The sequence below is a fragment of the Klebsiella sp. Q11 genome, assembly GCF_964241505.1.
In the GTDB taxonomy this organism is placed as follows: Bacteria; Pseudomonadota; Gammaproteobacteria; order Enterobacterales; family Enterobacteriaceae; genus Klebsiella; species Klebsiella michiganensis.
In genome coordinates this window covers 282,463-300,624 of sequence record NZ_CAXSXW010000002.1, presented here as the reverse complement: position 1 = coordinate 300,624, position 18,162 = coordinate 282,463, and the positions used below count along the sequence as shown (strand labels likewise).

The following is an 18,162-nucleotide window of genomic DNA, read 5'->3' as shown; positions in this document are numbered from 1 at the left end:
CAAGGGCAACCGTTCGCGGCTATCCTCAAATTGTTCAGGTTTGAGAGTAGCCCCCGATACGTTGCCAGGTTGATACCAAACAACGTGCGGGGGTTTTCTCTTTCCAGCAACCAATTCATCTCTGCCGCCGGGGTTCAAGCCCCCGCAACATTGCGCCTCACCGGGCAAGCCCGGCTTGCCGACGATTCTACGGCGCCCTTCAGATTTCAGCACCCGGCTCGACTGCGTTATTCGAGGCGCATTCCATAGTTTACGCCTGGTCTTTATTTGCCAGCCATACCAGCAGCTTCAGGCTGGCGGAGTAATAGTCGTCCTGGGGCGTAATCTGCGGATCGGCCTGCGCTTCGCCAAGGGTTAAATCGCGTACCGCCAGCAGCCCGCCGGTCATAAACCACGGCGCCACTTCATCGGTATTCACGTTTATCCACGCCGGCGTCTGCAGACGCGGATAGCGCTGGAACCAGTTTTTCCACGGCGTCAGCAGGCTGCTTTTCGGGTCACTCCAGTAGACATACAGCGGAATACGGATCGCATCGAAGCTCATTCGCGTCGGCCACTCTTTTGCCGGCTCCATCTTACCGTCCGCTCTTAAGGCCACCCAGTCGCTGGGAAGCTGCGATTTCCCCCACGCCATGTTTCCCAGCAGCGCCTGGCCATCGCTCTGCAGCTTTCTCCAGGCGGTTAGATGCGTACGCGCGGCGAAGGCCTGCCACGCCGGAAAGATAAAGTAGGAGGGGTTAAGATTCAGGTGGTCGTTGAGATAGAATCCCTTTGCGCCCGGAAGCATCACCTGACGACCGGCAAACGTGACCACCGTAGACTTCAGGAGCGAAGCGGTTATCACATCCGACGCGCTGCCGTAGGATTTTTCATGCCACTGCTGCTGCGCGCGCAGCAGCGCCCAGGCAATCAGGGTATCACCATCGGTGGCATCGTTTTTGTCCGCCACCGGATTGGGCGCCACCGGATTATAGCGCCAGTAAAACAACCCGTTATCTTTGTTGCGTAGGGTTTTATCGGTCCACTGCCATAGCTTGTCAAAGGCGGGGCGATCGTTATTAGCCACCGCTAACAGCATGGCAAAACCTTGCCCTTCGGTATGGGAGACGTTGCCGTTGCCGGTATCAATAATGCGTCCGTCCGGCATCATAAAACGCGATTTATAGCTTTCCCACGCCGTATCGGCCCACGCGTGGGGAAGCATCATCACCGTCGTCACCACGACTGTCGCTAAAGCACGCAAGGACATAAATTCACCCTTCAGGGATGGAAGTAAAGAAACTGAACGTCAGAGACCGAAAACAGCCGCTCGCGCTGTAACACCACGTGCGCCGCGCCGCCCTGTCCCTGTAGCCAGCGGGAATAAAGCCCCTCGAGTATGGCACAAAACGCATTACACCAGCGGACGCGGCGCGCTTCATCGCGGCTCACCGGCAGCGCCTGATGGCGTAACCGCAGGCCGTCATCGCTAACCTCAACGCTCACTACGCCCCACTGAAACCGGCTTAGCTGCGCATTCATATTGGCTTCCAGCTCACCGAGCGTTTCCGACTCCGGTAGCGGATGCTCATCGGCCAGCGCCTCGCCCATTTGCCGCAGAAAGGGCTGGCTCTCCAGCTCGCCCGCGTTATTGACCATGCCATCAACCATAATCAGCAGCAGATCGAACCACCCGGCAGGGGTTTGCTGCTGCTGAAACCAGGCCATTACCAGCGCATTATTATTGTCCGTCACGATCAGCGATCTCCCAGCATGTAGCGGATATAGAGGCCGGCGGTGCTCTCGTTGTAATCGCCGAAGGTGTCATAGCCCACCTGGCCGCCGAGCGTCATCTGTTTATTGACTTTGTAATCCGCGCCGGCGCGCAGGGTATAGCCGATGCCGCTCTTCGAGGTGGCTGAATAGTAGGCCTCTTTGGCAAAACCGTTGCTCACAGCGGTCTCGAGCGTTTGCTGCCACTCGGCGTTGGTCGGGAAATAGGCGCTCTTATCCTGGCTGTAAGATTGATACCCCACCGAACCGCCAAGCTTCATCGTCCAGTTATCATATTTCTCCGTCAGGCTCACCGGCAGCGACACGCTGACGTAGTTCTGCGGGCTGAAGTAGCCCCCTTGCCCGTAGGTGAAGTAGCTCAGGTTTTTCGAGTAATCCATGTAGCTCATACTCAGCCCGGTCTGCAGCTGACGATACTCATCGTGGTAAGGCCGCAGATAAACCCCGGCGTTGGCGTTGATGCTGGTATTGCTGGCGACGTTTTGTCCCAGGTAGCTATAGCCCCCGCCGCCGACGTAGAAACCGGCATCGCCGTCGTCGTAGCTGAGCTGCAGGGTACCGCCGTTTTTGGTCACCTGCCCCCAGGTTTTGCCGGAGTAGGAATCCTTCAGCCCCACCCAGGAGAGCAGGCTGTCGGTCAGCGAACGACGCTCGCCGGTAAAAATCAGCGACAGATAGTTAGTCAGCTTCGGCGACCACTTCACGCCGCCCACCACGGTATTCAGATCCTGACCCAGCGGCGTGCTGCCGATATCGACGCGATATTCGTCGCCGCTCAGCGCCAGCGCCAGCGCCACGCCGTTGGCTTTTTGCGAATCGGTTGAGCCGCTGGCCCGATCAACGTTAGGTTTCAGATTTGAAGAAGCCAGATAGCTGGCGACCTGCCCGGAATCGTAAGCGCCCAGCTTCGCCAGGTTTTCCATGCCGCTGCTGGTGGTGGCGTTAAAGTCTGAAGCATTCAGCGTGCCGAGACCGCTCAAGGTCTCCGCCCCCGGATTGTTGGCAAAGTACGTCGTGCGCTCGGTATCGGTCATCGCCGCAATCGCCGCCTGCTCGCTGGTGGCGGTGGAGATCATATTGGAGACCGAGTTTGATAGCGGATTCGCGCCATAGCGCCGCCAGGCGTCACCGGTTGCCGTCCCTGCGTTCAACGTAATCGGCGTCACGGTAAAGTCGAAACGCGAATCACCGAACGGCGAAGAGGACCAGGTCAGCGGGGTTTTGATTTCGGTCAGCTTACTGGTGCCGGATTCGCCATCGCGGCCGCGAACCTCCATGCCCCCCTGCAGCCAGGTCCCGGTTTTTTCCTGCAACGTCTCCATCATGGTATCCACCTGGCGCAGCATCCGGGTCTGCGCGGTTTCGACCGGCAGATCGGTGCGCTGGATCCCCGGCAGCGTGCTGCCATCGCCCGTCGATACCTGAGAAACCTGCCACGGCATATATTGCCCGTAGGTGGAAGCGGTACGCGTCGCCGCCGGCGTGCGCGAGACGCCGACGAACGGATTATCCGCCGCCAGCACGCCGCCTACGGTCGGCGTTTGCGTACCGTTGCTGCTCTGTAACCCCAGCAGCCTGCCGCGAGCGCTGCGCAGATAGGTCATCGCCTGCTGATGATGGCCCTGCGATTCGGCCACGCGCGCCAGCAGCAGCAAACGGTCCGGCGAATTATCCGGGCGCAGCCCGCCTGCCAGCTGCGCCGCCCGGTCGTTATCGCCCGCCGACAGCGCGACATCAATAGCCCCGCTGCGCGCGTCCTGGGTCGGCGTATCGCGGGTCATCAGATAGTCATAGACGACCCCGGCCTCTTTATTCATTTTGCCGCTCTGATAGAGACGCGCCATGGCGAACATCAGGTCGGTATTTTGCGGGTCGCTCTGCATGGCGCCCATCAGCTTGTCATACGCCGCCGCGTAGTTACCCTGCTCGCGCAGGCGATCCGCGTCGTTAATCACATAGCCGTTGCGAATGCTGGCCAGCTGCGTCGGCGTACTGCTTGCCTGCAGCTGCGGATTAGTGAGCAGCCTCTGCGCTTCGTTGGTCAGGCCAGCCTGGTTAAGCACCGTCACCTGATCGGCGTAATCCCCGGCGTTGCCGGAGATACCGCCGTTAATATTGTTACGCACCAGCGATACCGCGGTAGTGACATCGCCGCTCTGGGCCAGCAGGCGCGCCAGTTTACCGACATCCGCCGGGGCTTTTGGCGGCGTCGCGGCCATCGCCCTCAGCGTATTGGACGCCGCGACGGAATTACCCTGCGCCAGATACCCCTCGGCCGTCGCCAGCTGCAGGTTGTAGTTCACCCGCTGGTGCAAATCGCGCATCTGGCTGGTCTGGCTGGCGGGGGGAATTCTTGCCAGCAGCGTTTGCGCCTGCTGCCAGCCGCCGTTCTCGCTGGCGAAAAGGGCGGCGGCGTACAGCGAGCTGCTGCTGGCGCCGGGACGATACGCGGCGCCCATAATCGCATTCGCCTCGCCGTCGTTGCCGGATTTTTGCAGCAGTCGGGCCAGATCGAGGCGCATCCACGCATCGTCCGGATAGCGAGAAACGCCCTGGCGCAGCGTGGCGATCGCCCCGGACACGTTACCGCCGCTGGCCTGCTCCTGGGCCTGTCGACGCAGGGAGTCTCCCGGCGTCCCGGTGACCACGCGCGGCTGCAGCTTTTGCTGCAGGCTTTCCGGCAGCGTTCGCAGCAACGACTGGGCTTCTGCGGTTTTATTCTGTTCACGCAGAACGTAATAGAGATTCTCCCGGGCGGGGCCATTTTGCGGCTGCTCGTTGAGCAGCGCCCGCAGCGTTTGTTCGGCCTGGGGCAGGTCTTTGTTGTGGCGCAGAACGTCGGCGCGGAACAGCTTCGCCGCCGAGCCCTGCGTCCCGCTCTGCTGCGCCAGCGGCGCGGAGAGCGCCAGCGCCTGGCTAATGTTGCCTTGCTTATAGGCCTGCTGCGCCTGAGCAAGCTGGCCGTAAAACAGCGCATCCCCTGCCTGCTGACGCCGGGTTTCAGAGCCCTCGCCGCCGAGATCCGCCGCCCGGCCCAAATACTGAGAGGCCGCCTGAAAATCGCCGCTGCGCTGGGCGATATAGCCCATCCCGGCAAGCGCGTCAGCATCCTGCGGATTGGTTTGCAGGACCTGTTCAAACTGCTGCTTCGCCGCGGCGGTATTGCCGCTGTTCAGGTCAGCGTAACCCTGACCGCGCGCCTGGCCGCTGCGCCGTTCGCGGAAGTAGTTCTGCACTTCGCTATCCTGCGGGTGGCGCTGCATCCAGGTATCGTAAAACGGCTCATCTCCCGGCTGCGGCCCCATCCACAGCAGCGCCTGACGCAGTCCCGCATCGGCTTCTTTGCTGCCGCTGGCCATCGGCTCCAGCATGGCGATCCCTTCCCGGCGGGTCTCTTCGCGCCAGGTCAGCGCCTTGCCCAGGGCCACGCGCGGCCCGTTTTCCTGCGGATGCTGAGCGACGTACTGACGCAGTTCGCTCAACGCCTGCGGATAGAGCGATTTGTCGCTGGCCATCGTCATGTAGTATTCCGCCGCCAGTCCGGAAGGCGGAACGCTGCCGTTGAACATACTCCGCCAGGTCGCCAGCGCGGCAGGCACGTTGCCGCTGCGCGCCTGCTGTCTGGCCAGATTGAGCTGCCCCTGCGGGACCTGCGCCATTTTTTTGGCGCTATCCAGATCCTGCAAGCCGGGACTGTTGGGCGCCGCTTTCTCCAGTCGCGCCCGCCACTGGGCCGCGGCCTGCAGGTTGCCCCCCTGCTGCGCCCACAGCGCCATCAGGTACAGCGCCTGAGCGTTGTTGGCATCCACCGATAACACTTTTTGCAGCGATTCCATCGCCAGCTCGTCGTGCGATTTTTCGTGCCAGTAGTTGGCCTGCGCAAACAGCGCCTGCAGCGCCGCATCGTTACCCGCCGCCAGCGCCTCGCCGAAGGCGCCAAGCGTCAGCGCGCCGGACAGGCACAGCGTGGAAAATTGACGGGCCGCCTTAGTATTCATTTTACTGACTCTTTTCATTGGCTATCTCCCGACTCCAGGCGCTTGCGGGCATGACGTTTGAACATGGCGGTCAGCGCCAGACCCAGAATGGACGTGGCGATTAACCCCAGCACCGCCAGCAGGCCGGAGTGCTGGTTGGCATACCACACCGCCATCATGTACCACGGCATCTGGCCGCTGGGGAACGGCGTACTGACCTGGAAGCTACGCACGCCGTTATCGCTGGTAATCACCGCCGTATCGCCGCGAATACCGGCATTGATGCGCGGTGAATTAAGATCGTCTTCCAGTTTCGCCAGCTGATCGTCGCTGCTGGCCATCGCCACCACGACCACCCGCTGCGGGTTCCACGGCGAGCGATAGCTAATAAACCCACGCCAGGCGCTGCTGGAAGAGAAATAGCGATCGGCATCCACGCCGTCGGAGGCCCAGTCGCCGCTCAGCCTGCGCTGAATTTTTGTCCATAGCGCCGGTTCACGTACGCTCAGCAGGTTATCGACCGGTTGATAGGGAGAATCGGCCAGCAGGCGCTGATTAAACGCTTTCTGATCGAGGGCGCTCACCGCCAGGACATCGCGATCGCGCAGGAACAGCGCATTCGCGCCGTCGTCAGGAACGCCCAGCATCACGCGGTTATTGGCCAGCGCTTTACCGGTCGAATTACCCGAACGGGCGGCCAGATTCAGCATCGTCGCGACCTGCGTTTCCGAAGGCTGTTCCGGCAGCAGCAGCGTGGTTTGCGAATAATCCGCCAACCGGGAGAACGGGAACGACGCGCCGACAAAATAGGAAAGATTCGGCAACAGCGAGAAGTGCCGCGTACCGCTCAAATCGATCCACGAGTCGTCGGTGATGCGGCTTTTAATCGTGCTGTTCAGCAGGACCGAACAGGGCGCGCTGTCCTTCGGCACCAGATTGAAATAGAGCGAGAGCTGGTTATCGCCGTAAATCAGATACGGCGCCAGCGGGATAGTGAAACGCTCCTGACGCGCGTCGCCGCCCAGGTGACGCCAGAGCTTCTCCAGCGGACCCTGTTTATTCATCGGCAGGTTGTTGAGGAAGGTGTTGTTGAGCGTCACGCTCAGCAGCGACCTATCCTCGTTAATCCAGCTCTCCGACGGGAAACGGTAGCCGATCTGCAGGGGTATGGTTTCGCCATCCCACAGGTAGAGGTCCGGCGCAGCGCGGAAGGCCACGCGTAGCGGTTCATGCCATACGCCGCTGACGGTCATACTTTGATCCTGGCGGATCAGCTCGCTGATTTTTACCGGCCGATCGGTGGCGATCCAGCGCGGGGCGTCGTACGGCTTGCTGACGGCTATCGTCTGCGGATCAACATCCATGCTGGCCGTCTGCGGGGCGAAATCGCCGCGGGTCAGTCGCCAGGCGGCCATCCGCAGCGCCGCGTCGTTCTGGCCGACGATGAGCAGCAGCTTATAGGCCGGATTGCCGGGGTTCTCAACGATCCGCAGCAGCGGCCTGTCGGTTTGCGGCAGCGTCAGGCCGCCCACCCGATCGCCGGGGTGGCCAATGATAATCCCGTGCTTCTCGGGCAGGCGATCGCGCAGCGCGTCAAAAGCGATACCGCGATAATCGGCCTGAATACCCAGCCATGACGACACCAGCGCCGCAGCGCTGAAAATATCCGCCGTTGGTTTCTCCGGATACGCGATAGCGATATCCGCCGGCGTCATCTGCATGCTGTCGAAAAACGGGCGCGGGAAATGGCCTAAATCGTTGCTGATATTAAGCTGCTGGCTCTCCCAGCTAAAGTGGGAGGCGGGCAAAATGGTCACCCGCGAGGTGTCGTGAATATCGAGCCGGCACTGCATTGCATCGCCGTCGTTAATCTTAAAGCTCAGGTTGTTGCTGGAGACCATCAGCGCCGCCGGGATATCCAGCTGATAGTGCGAGATCTCCTCGCCGTCCGCGCCCAGCGGTAGCGTGCCGAGCGGCTGGCCGTTGAGCATTAACTGCAGCGTGGCGTTGCGGGACGCCATCTCCGGCGAGACCTTAACATCCAGCATCAGTTGGGCGTGGGTGACCACCTGATCGGAGGGCAGCGTAAAGCTGGCTCCGCCCTGGTTTTGTCCACCGCTAAGGATGATGCCGTCCGGCATGCCCATCTGCATGAGGTTCAGGTCTCCGCCGACAATCGGCGTTAGCGGCACCGTATCAGCGACCCCAGAGGCAACCGGCGACGGCATCGCGGGTAGCGAAGCCGGCTGAGGGACGTTTGCCGGCGCGGGCTCCGTCGTGGCGGGCGAATTCGACTCGCTGGCAGGCGCCGACGCGCCGCTGGCTTGCGCATCAGGTAGCGGAAAATTAAGCGGCGGCAATGCGTCCGGGGGCGTTTCCTCGCTATGCAGCGCTGGCGCAGAGAGCATACCGGCCAGCAGCGCAAGCGTCGTTAAACGTTTCATAGGCTGCCATCCTCCTGCGCTGGATTCACCGCAGGCGGCTGACGACGCTGGCTACGGCGCGTCTTCCACGTCAGCCAGAACAGTTCGAATACGCAGCGCAAAATGGTGGCAAAAGAGCGGAACGGGTTGTCCTGCGGGCGCGGCGGGTTAATCCACGCATCGGCGCGGGCCAGCACCACGCGCACCAGCTCGCGGCGGCGGGAGAGCTGAATATTTTCATCAAATTGCAGACGAATAAACTGGTCGTCAGCGGTGACCTGGCGCACCGGGATCGAAATCGCGCCGGACTGGAGAATCAGCTCAATCTCTTCGATTTCATCCTGCAGGTGACGCTTATCCGGCGCGCTTACGCGGCAGCCGCCCATGGACAGGTCCGCGGTGTGGCTGCGGGAGACAATGCCGCTGGTGTAGTGGATCAGCACCGGAATATCGACATCAATACGAATCGTTTTTCGCACCTGACGGGTTTCGCGCGCCACGGCAATGGCGGCCAGCAGGAAGATCAGGCTGTAAATCCCCCAGCCGACGTTCAGCGCGATAACGTTCGGGTCTGAGCCAAAGTAGTCGTGACCGATGGCGCGGACGATACCGACCACCACCCCCAGGCCCAGCAGACAGGCGACGACCAGGTGCGGTCTGACGACGGTAAAGTCGAAGTAGCCCACGTCCAGCAGGCCGCCTTTATCGGTCACGTTGAATTTCCCGCGTTTGGGGAAAATCATGGTCACCAGCGTCGGCAGCACCAGGTGGAACGCCAGCACGATATCGTAAATTTCGCCCCAGAAGCTGTAACGATAGCGGCCGTTCATGCGCGAGCCGACATAGATCGCGAGGAACAGATGCGGCAGCGCGTAGGAGACAATCAGGCTGGCCGAGGAGTAGATGATATTCAGGTTGAACAGCAGGTAGGCCAGCGGTGCGGTGACAAAGACCACCCGCGGCAGGGCGAACTGATAATAGAGCATGGCGCTGAGATAGCACAGGCGCTGCTGGAATGTCAGCCCACGGCCCAGTAGCGGGTTATCCAGACGGAATATTTGCGTCATCCCGCGCGCCCAGCGGGTACGCTGAATCACGTGCACCACCAGACGTTCGGTGGCTAAGCCGGCCGCCAGAGGTATATCAAGAAACGCCGACTTCCAGCCCAGGCGCTGGAACTTCAGCGCGGTATGGGCATCTTCGGTCACGGTCTCTACCGCAAAGCCGCCGATCTGCTCCAGCGCGGCGCGGCGAATGACGGCGCAGGAGCCGCAGAAAAAGGTCGCGTTCCAGTTGTCGTTCCCCTGCTGAATCGGGCCATAAAACAGCATCCCTTCGTTGGGAATATTGCGGCCCACGGAGAGGTTGCGCTCAAAGGGATCCGGCGAATAGAAGTAGTGCGGCGTCTGCACCAGCGCCAGCATCGGATCGTTGAGGAATCCGCCCACCGTCGCCTGCAAAAAGACGCGGGTTGCCACGTGATCGCAATCAAAAACGCAGATCAGCTCGCCGTGGGTCAGCGTCATCGCGTGGTTGAGGTTGCCCGCCTTGGCGTGTTTGTTATCGTTACGGGTGATATACCCAACCCCAACGTCGGCGGCGAATACCGCGAATTCATTGCGCTTACCGTCATCCAGCAAATAGATTTTTAATTTATCTTTTGGATAATCAATACACTGCGCAGCCAGCACCGTATCACGCACCACCTCAAGCGGTTCGTTATAGCTGGGAATATAGATATCCACCGTCGGCCACTTGCTCATATCATCCGGCAGCGGGACAATTTCACGCTTTAGCGGCCAGACCGTTTGCAGGTAGTTAAGCAGCAGCATCACCCAGATATAGACTTCCGCCAGAAACAGCCCCATCCCCAGAATCGCTTCGATGGTGGAGTTAAAATGCAGGGTCTGCGTTAAACGGAAATACATATAACGGGTCGACATCAGCAGCGATGTCACCACCATGATGACGGAAACGCTGCGGTTTTTACTGAACCCCATCACAAAGAGAATACCGATGCTCAGGAGGCCAAAAATATACTGCTTTTGGCTGTCCATCGGCGTGATCACCACCAGCACGGCAATGGGCGAAAGTACCAGTACCAGCAACCAGAAAAGCGTCTTTTTCATTCAGCAGCCCTGCAATTAAATTAAAGCCCTGACCTGCGAGGCTGGCTATGCACCTTGCCGTCACCAATATTGATACCCAACTGCGCAGAGATTTTTTTGGCAATAATTTCAATATCAAAGGCGGCTGCGGAGGAGGAGTTAAAGTCCAGGATCGACTTCTGGGAAGCATTCGCTTCCACCACGCTTTCATCACGATGGATGATGCCCAGCAGACGATCGCCCAGCTTTTCTTCCATTAACGCCGTAACATCGCGACTGACCTGGCGACGGTTATCGCTCTGGTTGATCACAAAATAGTGTCCGAGTTTATGGTTGAGTTCGCCCCCGGTCAGACGCAGCTTTTCCACGGGCGCCAGCGCGGACATCGAGGCGGTATCCGCCAGCAGCGGTACCAGATGCATATCGGCAAGCGAAGTGAGCGCCTTTAGCGCGGGCGAAGGGCCCGGCGGCAAGTCGGCAATCGTAATCAGCCCCGGATAATTGAGTAATGCCGCCAGGCCACGGGTCAGGAAATGCTCGTCATGGCTCAGGCGTTCATCGAAGGCCTGCCGCTGCGCGTCGCTCACGTCGCCGTAGGGCAAGACGAAGATATTGCTGCCGGCGCTTAATACGCACTGGCTCCAGTCATGGAGCTCCAGCGCTTTCGCGACATAGCCGCGCTCGTCGCTGAGGGGGACGCCAAAATGCAGGCGCAGGGCGTTCTGCACATCAAAATCGAGGGCCAGAACTTTGCTACCTGCGCGGGCCAGCGCCCAGGCCAGATTTGCCGCCAGGGTCGTTTTTCCTACGCCGCCTTTCGGTGAACACACGCAGATCAACGGCATGTCGCAATCCTCTCCAGGAGTGATTTCAGTGACTGATCTTTATCTTTTGCTACCGGCTCCGCGGTTTTGGCCGCAAAAAGATGGGCAAAACCCTCCGTCGTCGGCGCGGCCGCCGGACGAGGCCTGACTGCCGGAGCAGGGACGCTGACCGGTACCGGCTGCGCAGCAGCCTGAGAAACTGCCGGCTGGGGGGCGGGCGCAGCCGCTGCCAGGCTTTGCGGCAGCGCAGGCTCTACGGCCGCCGCAGCAGCAATGTCCGTCAGGGGGGCGGGCTGCGGCGCGGAGGGCGGGATAATCAGGGACGGTGCAGCCAAAGAGGGCCCCGGGGGAGCCTGAACGGCCGCAGGCTCCACCTTGTGAAACATATCGGCAGGAACCCGCTGCGGCAGAGGTAAGGAAACTGACCCACCCATGGCCAAAGAAGACGCTTCCTCCGCCGGAATAAGTTGATTGAGAATAACCCAATCCCCTTTTTCACCGGCGGCGGCTTCTGATGAGAGGTCCTTGAATTTTAGACTGTGTGTCCGCGTCTTTTCCTTGAAGCGCTGCAAATCATCATAATGGTTCATAGATAACCTCATGATTTAAATACGTCATATTTAATCTGTTTTAATTGTCATCCCACGCCACTAAAGCGTAGTTTAATTTGTTGTTTTTTGGGCATTTACCCGGCGTTACGGCCGTCACAATACGCTAACTTTAGTCGCGATTTGATTATTTTGGATAGGTCAGGCTGGTGTAATTCCATAGTGGTAGTGCGGTTACACTAACAGTTCTTTTTCAAAATGATAGCCCCATTTTTTGGGCGGCTGCGCCGTCAATCCCCCCGCAGCCTGCCAGGCTATTAGCAGATCGTAGTTTTTTATACTGTCTGAATTTTAAAAAATGGCGTAATACACGCCAGGGGAAGGCTAAAGAGAATACATTTTAATATTTTTTAAGGCGTTTAGAAATCACTTACCGCGCTTAATTAAAATAATAAAATAGTGTTCCCGTCCAAAATAAATAGCTCAGGATGTTAGCTAAAAACCAGGAATATAAAGCGTTGACCGAACAACAAGGAACAGTTTTATGCATCGCTTTTGCTGTTAATTTGCTCCGGCTAAAGAAACAATCAAGATAAAGTAAAATACATTCATGTAGTTATCCCGGACTCCCGAGATAGCAATGGTTGTGGCGTAAAATGCCGGTATTGTTCGTTGTCGGTTGTTCCAACAGTGCTGAGTTATGGTTAAAAAAAAGCCGAAGCACAGGCTTCGGCTTTGATTATCGATTGCCTGAATCAGCTCAGGGGCTTCTCGCCGTTCTGATCCTGGTCGACCGCAAAGCAGGCTACCAGCTGGCCACCGTAGTCCTTCAGCTGCGGCTGAAGCTGGGTGCACGGGCCGAAACGGCGACGGCAGCGGGCGTTAAACGCGCAGCCCGGCGGCGGATTCAGCGGGCTCGGCAGCTCGCCGGTGAGCTTGATGCGCTCGCGGCGGTCATCCGGATTCAGACGCGGCGTTGCCGACAGCAGCGCCTGCGTGTACGGATGCTGCGGGTTGTTGAAGATTTGATCTTTCGTCCCTTTCTCCACGCAGCGGCCTAAATACATCACCATCACTTCATCAGCGATATGCTCCACGACCGACAGATCGTGGGAGATAAAGACGTAAGAAAGCCCCAGATCCTGCTGTAAATCCATCATCAGGTTCAGCACCTGCGCGCGCACCGAAACGTCCAGCGCGGAAACCGGTTCGTCGGCGATCACCACGTCCGGGTCAAGCATCAGACCGCGGGCAATGGCGATACGCTGACGCTGGCCGCCGGAGAACATATGCGGATAGCGGTCATAGTGCTCGGTTTTCAGGCCCACTTTGGCCATCATCGCCAGCGCCTTCTCCCGGCGCTGCTCTTTGCTCAAGCTGGTGTTGATCTGCAGCGGCTCTTCCAGAATCTGCCCCACCTTTTTACGCGGGTTCAGCGAACCGTAGGGGTTCTGGAACACAATCTGGATTTTCTGCCGGCGCAGCTTCTGCGCCTGCGGATCGTGCTTAAGCAGGTCCTGTCCCTGGTAATAGAGCTCGCCGCCGGTGGGGATTTCAATCATCGTCAGCAGACGACCGAGCGTGGATTTACCGCAGCCGGACTCCCCCACTACCGCCAGCGTTTTACCGCGTTCAAGGGTAAACGAGACGCCGTCCAGCGCCTTGACCAGGCGTTCCGGCGTGAAGAGCCCCTTCTTCACCGGATAGTATTTTTTCAAATCGGTGGCCAGCAACAGAGGCTGTTGCGTGGTGGCCTCATGCGTACTCATAGCCCAGGCCTCCCGGCATCATCAAGTGGGTAATGACATTTCGACTGGCGACCGCCGTTAAGCAGGTTCAGCTCAGGTTCTTCGCTGCGGCATTTGTCGGTCGCATAGGGGCAGCGCGGGTTGAGCAGACAGCCGCTCGGACGGTCGTATTTGCCCGGCACCACGCCCGGCAGCGAGGCAAGACGCGCTTTATCCTGAGCGAACTCCGGCAGCGCGCGCAGCAGCGCCTGCGTATAGGGGTGGCGAGGCGCGCGGAAGATATCCTCCGCATCGCCGGTTTCCACCACCTGCCCCGCGTACATGACGATGATTTTGTGCGCCGCTTCGGCCACCAGCGCCAGATCGTGGGTAATCAGGATCAGCGCCATATTCTCTTTCTGCTGCAGCTCCAGCAGCAGCTCGATGATCTGCGCCTGGATGGTCACATCCAGCGCCGTCGTGGGCTCATCGGCAATCAGCAGCTTTGGCCGACAGGCGATGGCCATCGCGATCATCACGCGCTGGCTCATACCGCCGGAAAGCTGGTGCGGATAGACGTCAAGACGCGAAGCCGGATCGGGGATCCCCACCAGCGTCAGCAGGTCAATCGCCCGCTGCACGCGGGTTTTCTTGTTGCCGCCCTGGTGCACCTTAATGGCTTCCATAATCTGGTAACCGACGGTATAGCACGGATTCAGGCTGGTCATCGGGTCCTGGAAGATCATCGCCACTTCCGCGCCCACCAGCTGGCGGCGCTCTTTTTCGGAAATGCGCTTCAGGTCGCGACCGTTAAACTCCAGCTTTTCAGCCATCACCCGGCCGGGATAGTCAATCAGCCCCATAATCGCCAGCGAGCTGACCGATTTCCCCGAGCCGGACTCGCCGACGATACCGACCACTTCGCCCTGATTTACGCTGTAGCTTACGCGATCTACGGCGCGGAACGGCGTCCCTTCGTCGCCGAAGTGCACCGAGAGTTTATCTACATTTAATAACGCCATCTCGAACCTCTTACTGCTTCAGTTTGGGATCGAGCGCGTCACGCAGACCGTCACCCATCAGGTTAAATGCCAGCACCGTCAGCAGGATAGCGACACCCGGAAAGGTGACGACCCACCAGGCGCTCTGCGCGAACTGCAGCACGTCGGAGAGCATCGTGCCCCACTCCGGTGTCGGCGGCTGCGCACCCATGCCAAGGAAGCCAAGAGCGGCCATATCGAGAATGGCGTTAGAGAAGCCCAGCGACGCCTGAACAATCAGTGGCGCAAGACAGTTAGGAAGAATGTTGATGAACATCTGACGCATCGCGCCTGCCCCCGCCACGCGGGAAGCAGTTACGTAGTCGCGGTTTACCTCTACCAGCACCGCCGCTCGGGTCAGACGCACGTAGTGCGGCAGGGCGACAAAGGTCAGCGCTATTGAGGCATTGACGATCGACGGACCGAAGATGGCTACCAGCACCAGCGCCAGCAGCAGGCTCGGCAGCGCCAGCATAATATCGACAACGCGCATAATGACCGAGTCAACCACGCCGCCAAAGTAGCCCGAGACAAGACCGAGCACCACGCCGAGGATCAGCGACAGTACCACCACCAGACAGCCGACCAGCAGCGACAGGCGCGCGCCGTACATCAGGCGAGACAGGATATCGCGGCCGACGTCATCGGTGCCGAGCAGGTGGCTCACGCTGCCTCCCTCCTGCCAGAACGGCGGAGCCAGCAGCGCATCGCGGAACTGATCCGCCGGATTATAGGGCGCGAGGAAGTTGGCGAAGACGGCGATGATAATCATCACCACGACATAGGCCAGCCCCACGACGGCGCCTTTGTTGCGTTTAAAATAGTGCCAGAACTCCTGCAGAGGGGTCATTGGCACCGGCGCGGCAACAACTTTATTTTCAGTAATTTGTGACATGATGGCCCCTTACTTCTTATGCCGGATACGCGGGTTCACCACGCCGTACAACAGGTCGACCAGCAGGTTGACGAGAATAATCATCGTCGCCACCAGCAGCACCCCGCCCTGCACCACCGGATAGTCGCGGCGCTGCAGCGCGTCAATCAGCCAGCGGCCAAGGCCCGGCCAGGAGAAGATGGTTTCGGTCAGGATGGCCCCCGCCAGCAGCGTACCGACCTGCAGACCGATCACCGTGACCACCGGCAGCATCGCGTTACGCAACGCATGAACGATGATCACCCGCATCCGCGTCAGGCCTTTCGCGCGCGCGGTACGGATATAATCCTCGCCCAGCACTTCCAGCATTGATGAACGGGTCATACGCACGATCACCGCCAGGGGAATCGTCCCCAGCACCACGGCGGGCAGGATCATATGCATTACCGCATCAATAAAGTCGCCCGGCTCGCCCCAAATCGCGGTATCGATCAGCATAAATCCGGTCAGCGGCAGGGTATCGTCAAGGAAGACGGTATCGCTGATGCGTCCGGAAACCGGCGTCAGGTTAAGCTGTACCGACACCAGCATGATCAGCATCATGCCCCACCAGAAGATGGGCATAGAGTAGCCTGTCAGCGCGAGGCCCACGGAGGTGTGGTCGAAGATAGAGCCGCGTTTAACCGCCGCCAGAACGCCCACCGGGATCCCGACGATGACGGCAAAAATCATCGCGCAGACGCCCAGCTCCATCGTGGCCTTAAAGCGCGGCACAAACTCTTGCCAAACGGGAATACGGCTTTTCAGCGAGATGCCCAAATCGCCGTGCATCACGCCCCAAATATAGTTGACGTACTGCTGCCACATCGGTTTATCGAGGCCCATTTCGGCCAGCAGCTGCGCGTGACGTTCAGGGGAAATACCACGTTCGCCCGCCATAATCATCACCGGGTCGCCGGGGATCATATGAACGAAGGCAAAAGTGAGAAGGGTAATACCGATAAATGTTGGGATGACAAGTCCCAAACGTCGGAGAATGAACTGCAACATAACCCGGATTCTCTCTGGAGACGGCCCGCCTGGTGACAGGACGTCTGTATTGCTCACAAATGTCAATTCCCTCTCCCCAAGGCGGGGAGAGGGGAAACACGCTGTTATTATTCGATAGAGACGTTATCGAAGTGGTGTTTACCTAATGGATCGACCACGTAGCCTTTGACCTCTTTACGCACCGGCTCATAGACGGTGGAGTGGGCGACGATCAGCGCCGGAGCCTGATCGTGCATCACGACCTGAGCCTGCTTATACAGCTCAATGCGTTTGTTGTGGTCATCGGTGGCGCGAGCCGGCTGAATCAGGTCTTCAAACGGCTTGTAGCACCAGCGGGAGTAGTTAGAACCGTCTTTTGCCGCCGCGCAGCTGAACAGGGTGGCGAAGAAGTTATCCGGATCCCCGTTGTCGCCGGTCCAGCCCATCATGACGGTCTGATGCTCGCCCGCTTTCGCGCGCTTGAGGTATTCACCCCACTCGTAGGTCACGATCTTGGCCTGGACGCCGACTTTCGCCCAGTCGGCCTGAATCATCTCAGCCATACGGCGCGCGTTCGGGTTATACGGACGCTGTACCGGCATCGCCCACAGGTCGATGGTGAAGCCTTTTTCCAGGCCTGCTTCTTTCAGCAGCGCTTTCGCTTTCTCTGGATCGTAGGTGTAGTCTTTAACGTCGTCGTTATAGCCCCACATGGTCGGCGGGATCAGGTTCTTCGCGGCCTGGCCTGCGCCCTGGTAAACGGCTTTGATAATCGCTTCTTTGTTGACCGCGTAGGTCAGCGCCTGGCGAACTTTGACATCATCCAGCGGCTTCTTCTCGGTGTTGAAAGAGAGGTAGCCGACGTTCAGGCCCGGCTGTTCCAGCAGCGTGATGTTTTTGTCTTCCTTCATGCGCGCGATATCTGCCGGGTTCGGGTACGGCATAATCTGGCATTCGTTTTTCTGCAGCTTAGCGTAGCGCACGGAAGCATCAGGGGTAATGGAGAAGACCAGGCGATCGATTTTCGGCTTGGTGCCCCAGTAGCCCGGGAAGGCTTTATAGAGAATACGGGAGTCTTTCTGGTACTGCAGCAGCTGGAACGGGCCGGTACCGATTGGGTTGAGGTCCACTTTCTCCGGCGTACCGGCTTTCAGCATGTTGTCGGCATACTCTTTTGACAGAATAGAGGCGAAGTCCATGGCGAGATCGGCAAGGAACGGCGATTCCGGACGGGTCAGCACGAACTGGACGGTGTTATCGTCCACTTTCTTCACTTCGCTAATCAGGTCAGGTAATCCCATCCCTTCAAAGTATTCATAGCTGCCGCCAGACACTTTATGGTACGGGTTATTGGTATTTTTTTGTCTGTCGAAGGAGAAGACAACGTCATCGGCGTTCAGCGTGCGGGTCGGTTTAAAATCTTTATTATCCTGCCACTTCACGTCTTTACGCAGATGGAAGGTATAGGTTTTCCCGTCTTCGCTAACTTCCCATTTTTCAGCCAGGCCCGGAATGACTTCCGTGGTGCCGGTTTTGAATTCCACCAGGCGGTTATAAATCGGCACTGAGCTGGCGTCATAGGTGGTACCAGAGGTGAAGAGCTGCGGGTTAAAGCCTTCCGGCGAACCTTCTGAACAATAAACCAGGGTCTTCGCTTGTACGCTTGCTGCGACGGTCATGGCAACCAGGCTCAGACCAAGCTTCAGCATCCCTGATTTCTTCAAGGAAATACTCATTATTCTGCTCCAATGTGATGTTGTTTGCATATATCCGCCAGACCTTTATTTATTTTTATTCGTCATATTGCGAACTACGGATGCGTTGGCTGCGCTCGATAAC

The 18,162-nt window shown here is 58.8% G+C and carries 11 protein-coding genes and 1 pseudogene; all 12 read right to left on the bottom strand.

Features of this window, described 5'->3' with window-relative positions; all coding sequences use genetic code 11:
- Window positions 1–250: 250 nt before the first annotated feature.
- Window positions 251–1,249: a glycosyl hydrolase family 8 gene (locus ACESQ2_RS03805; protein WP_186006243.1), complete on the bottom strand. Its 999-nt coding sequence runs from the start codon at window positions 1,247–1,249 to the stop codon at window positions 251–253.
- Between the two features lie 11 nt (window positions 1,250–1,260).
- Window positions 1,261–1,737 carry a cellulose biosynthesis protein BcsD gene (gene bcsD, locus ACESQ2_RS03800; RefSeq protein WP_025106801.1) on the bottom strand — a complete coding sequence of 159 codons (477 nt, stop codon included), beginning with the start codon at window positions 1,735–1,737 and terminating at the stop codon, window positions 1,261–1,263.
- Window positions 1,737–5,789 carry a cellulose synthase subunit BcsC-related outer membrane protein gene (locus ACESQ2_RS03795; RefSeq protein ID WP_373170166.1) on the bottom strand — a complete coding sequence of 1,351 codons (4,053 nt, stop codon included), beginning with the start codon at window positions 5,787–5,789 and terminating at the stop codon, window positions 1,737–1,739. The genes bcsD and ACESQ2_RS03795 overlap by 1 nt, the downstream gene beginning before the upstream one ends.
- Window positions 5,786–8,194 (bottom strand): cellulose biosynthesis cyclic di-GMP-binding regulatory protein BcsB, encoded by a 2,409-nt coding sequence (gene bcsB / locus ACESQ2_RS03790; protein ID WP_224259884.1) that lies wholly within the window; start codon window positions 8,192–8,194, stop codon window positions 5,786–5,788. The genes ACESQ2_RS03795 and bcsB overlap by 4 nt, the downstream gene beginning before the upstream one ends.
- Window positions 8,191–10,302 (bottom strand): UDP-forming cellulose synthase catalytic subunit, encoded by a 2,112-nt coding sequence (bcsA, locus tag ACESQ2_RS03785; protein WP_052958990.1) that lies wholly within the window; start codon window positions 10,300–10,302, stop codon window positions 8,191–8,193. Before bcsA ends, bcsB begins: the two co-directional genes overlap by 4 nt.
- Window positions 10,303–10,322: 20 nt before the next feature.
- A pseudogene (bcsQ, locus tag ACESQ2_RS03780) lies at window positions 10,323–11,115 on the bottom strand (cellulose biosynthesis protein BcsQ).
- Window position 11,116: 1 nt separating this feature from the next.
- Window positions 11,117–11,695, bottom strand: coding sequence for a cellulose biosynthesis protein BcsO (bcsO, locus tag ACESQ2_RS03775; RefSeq protein ID WP_025106798.1), 579 nt, complete (start codon window positions 11,693–11,695; stop codon window positions 11,117–11,119).
- Between the two features lie 713 nt (window positions 11,696–12,408).
- Window positions 12,409–13,422: a dipeptide ABC transporter ATP-binding subunit DppF gene (gene dppF, locus ACESQ2_RS03770; protein WP_014227185.1), complete on the bottom strand. Its 1,014-nt coding sequence runs from the start codon at window positions 13,420–13,422 to the stop codon at window positions 12,409–12,411.
- Window positions 13,419–14,402, bottom strand: a complete 984-nt coding sequence (gene dppD, locus ACESQ2_RS03765) for a dipeptide ABC transporter ATP-binding protein (RefSeq protein ID WP_014227186.1) — start codon at window positions 14,400–14,402, stop codon at window positions 13,419–13,421. Before dppD ends, dppF begins: the two co-directional genes overlap by 4 nt.
- A 10-nt stretch (window positions 14,403–14,412) precedes the next feature.
- Window positions 14,413–15,315 (bottom strand): dipeptide ABC transporter permease DppC, encoded by a 903-nt coding sequence (gene dppC / locus ACESQ2_RS03760; RefSeq protein WP_014227187.1) that lies wholly within the window; start codon window positions 15,313–15,315, stop codon window positions 14,413–14,415.
- 9 nt (window positions 15,316–15,324) lie between these two features.
- Window positions 15,325–16,344: a dipeptide ABC transporter permease DppB gene (gene dppB / locus ACESQ2_RS03755; protein ID WP_014227188.1), complete on the bottom strand. Its 1,020-nt coding sequence runs from the start codon at window positions 16,342–16,344 to the stop codon at window positions 15,325–15,327.
- A gap of 107 nt (window positions 16,345–16,451) precedes the next feature.
- Window positions 16,452–18,059: a dipeptide ABC transporter periplasmic-binding protein DppA gene (gene dppA, locus ACESQ2_RS03750; RefSeq protein ID WP_004855324.1), complete on the bottom strand. Its 1,608-nt coding sequence runs from the start codon at window positions 18,057–18,059 to the stop codon at window positions 16,452–16,454.
- Between the last annotated feature and the right edge of the window lie 103 nt (window positions 18,060–18,162).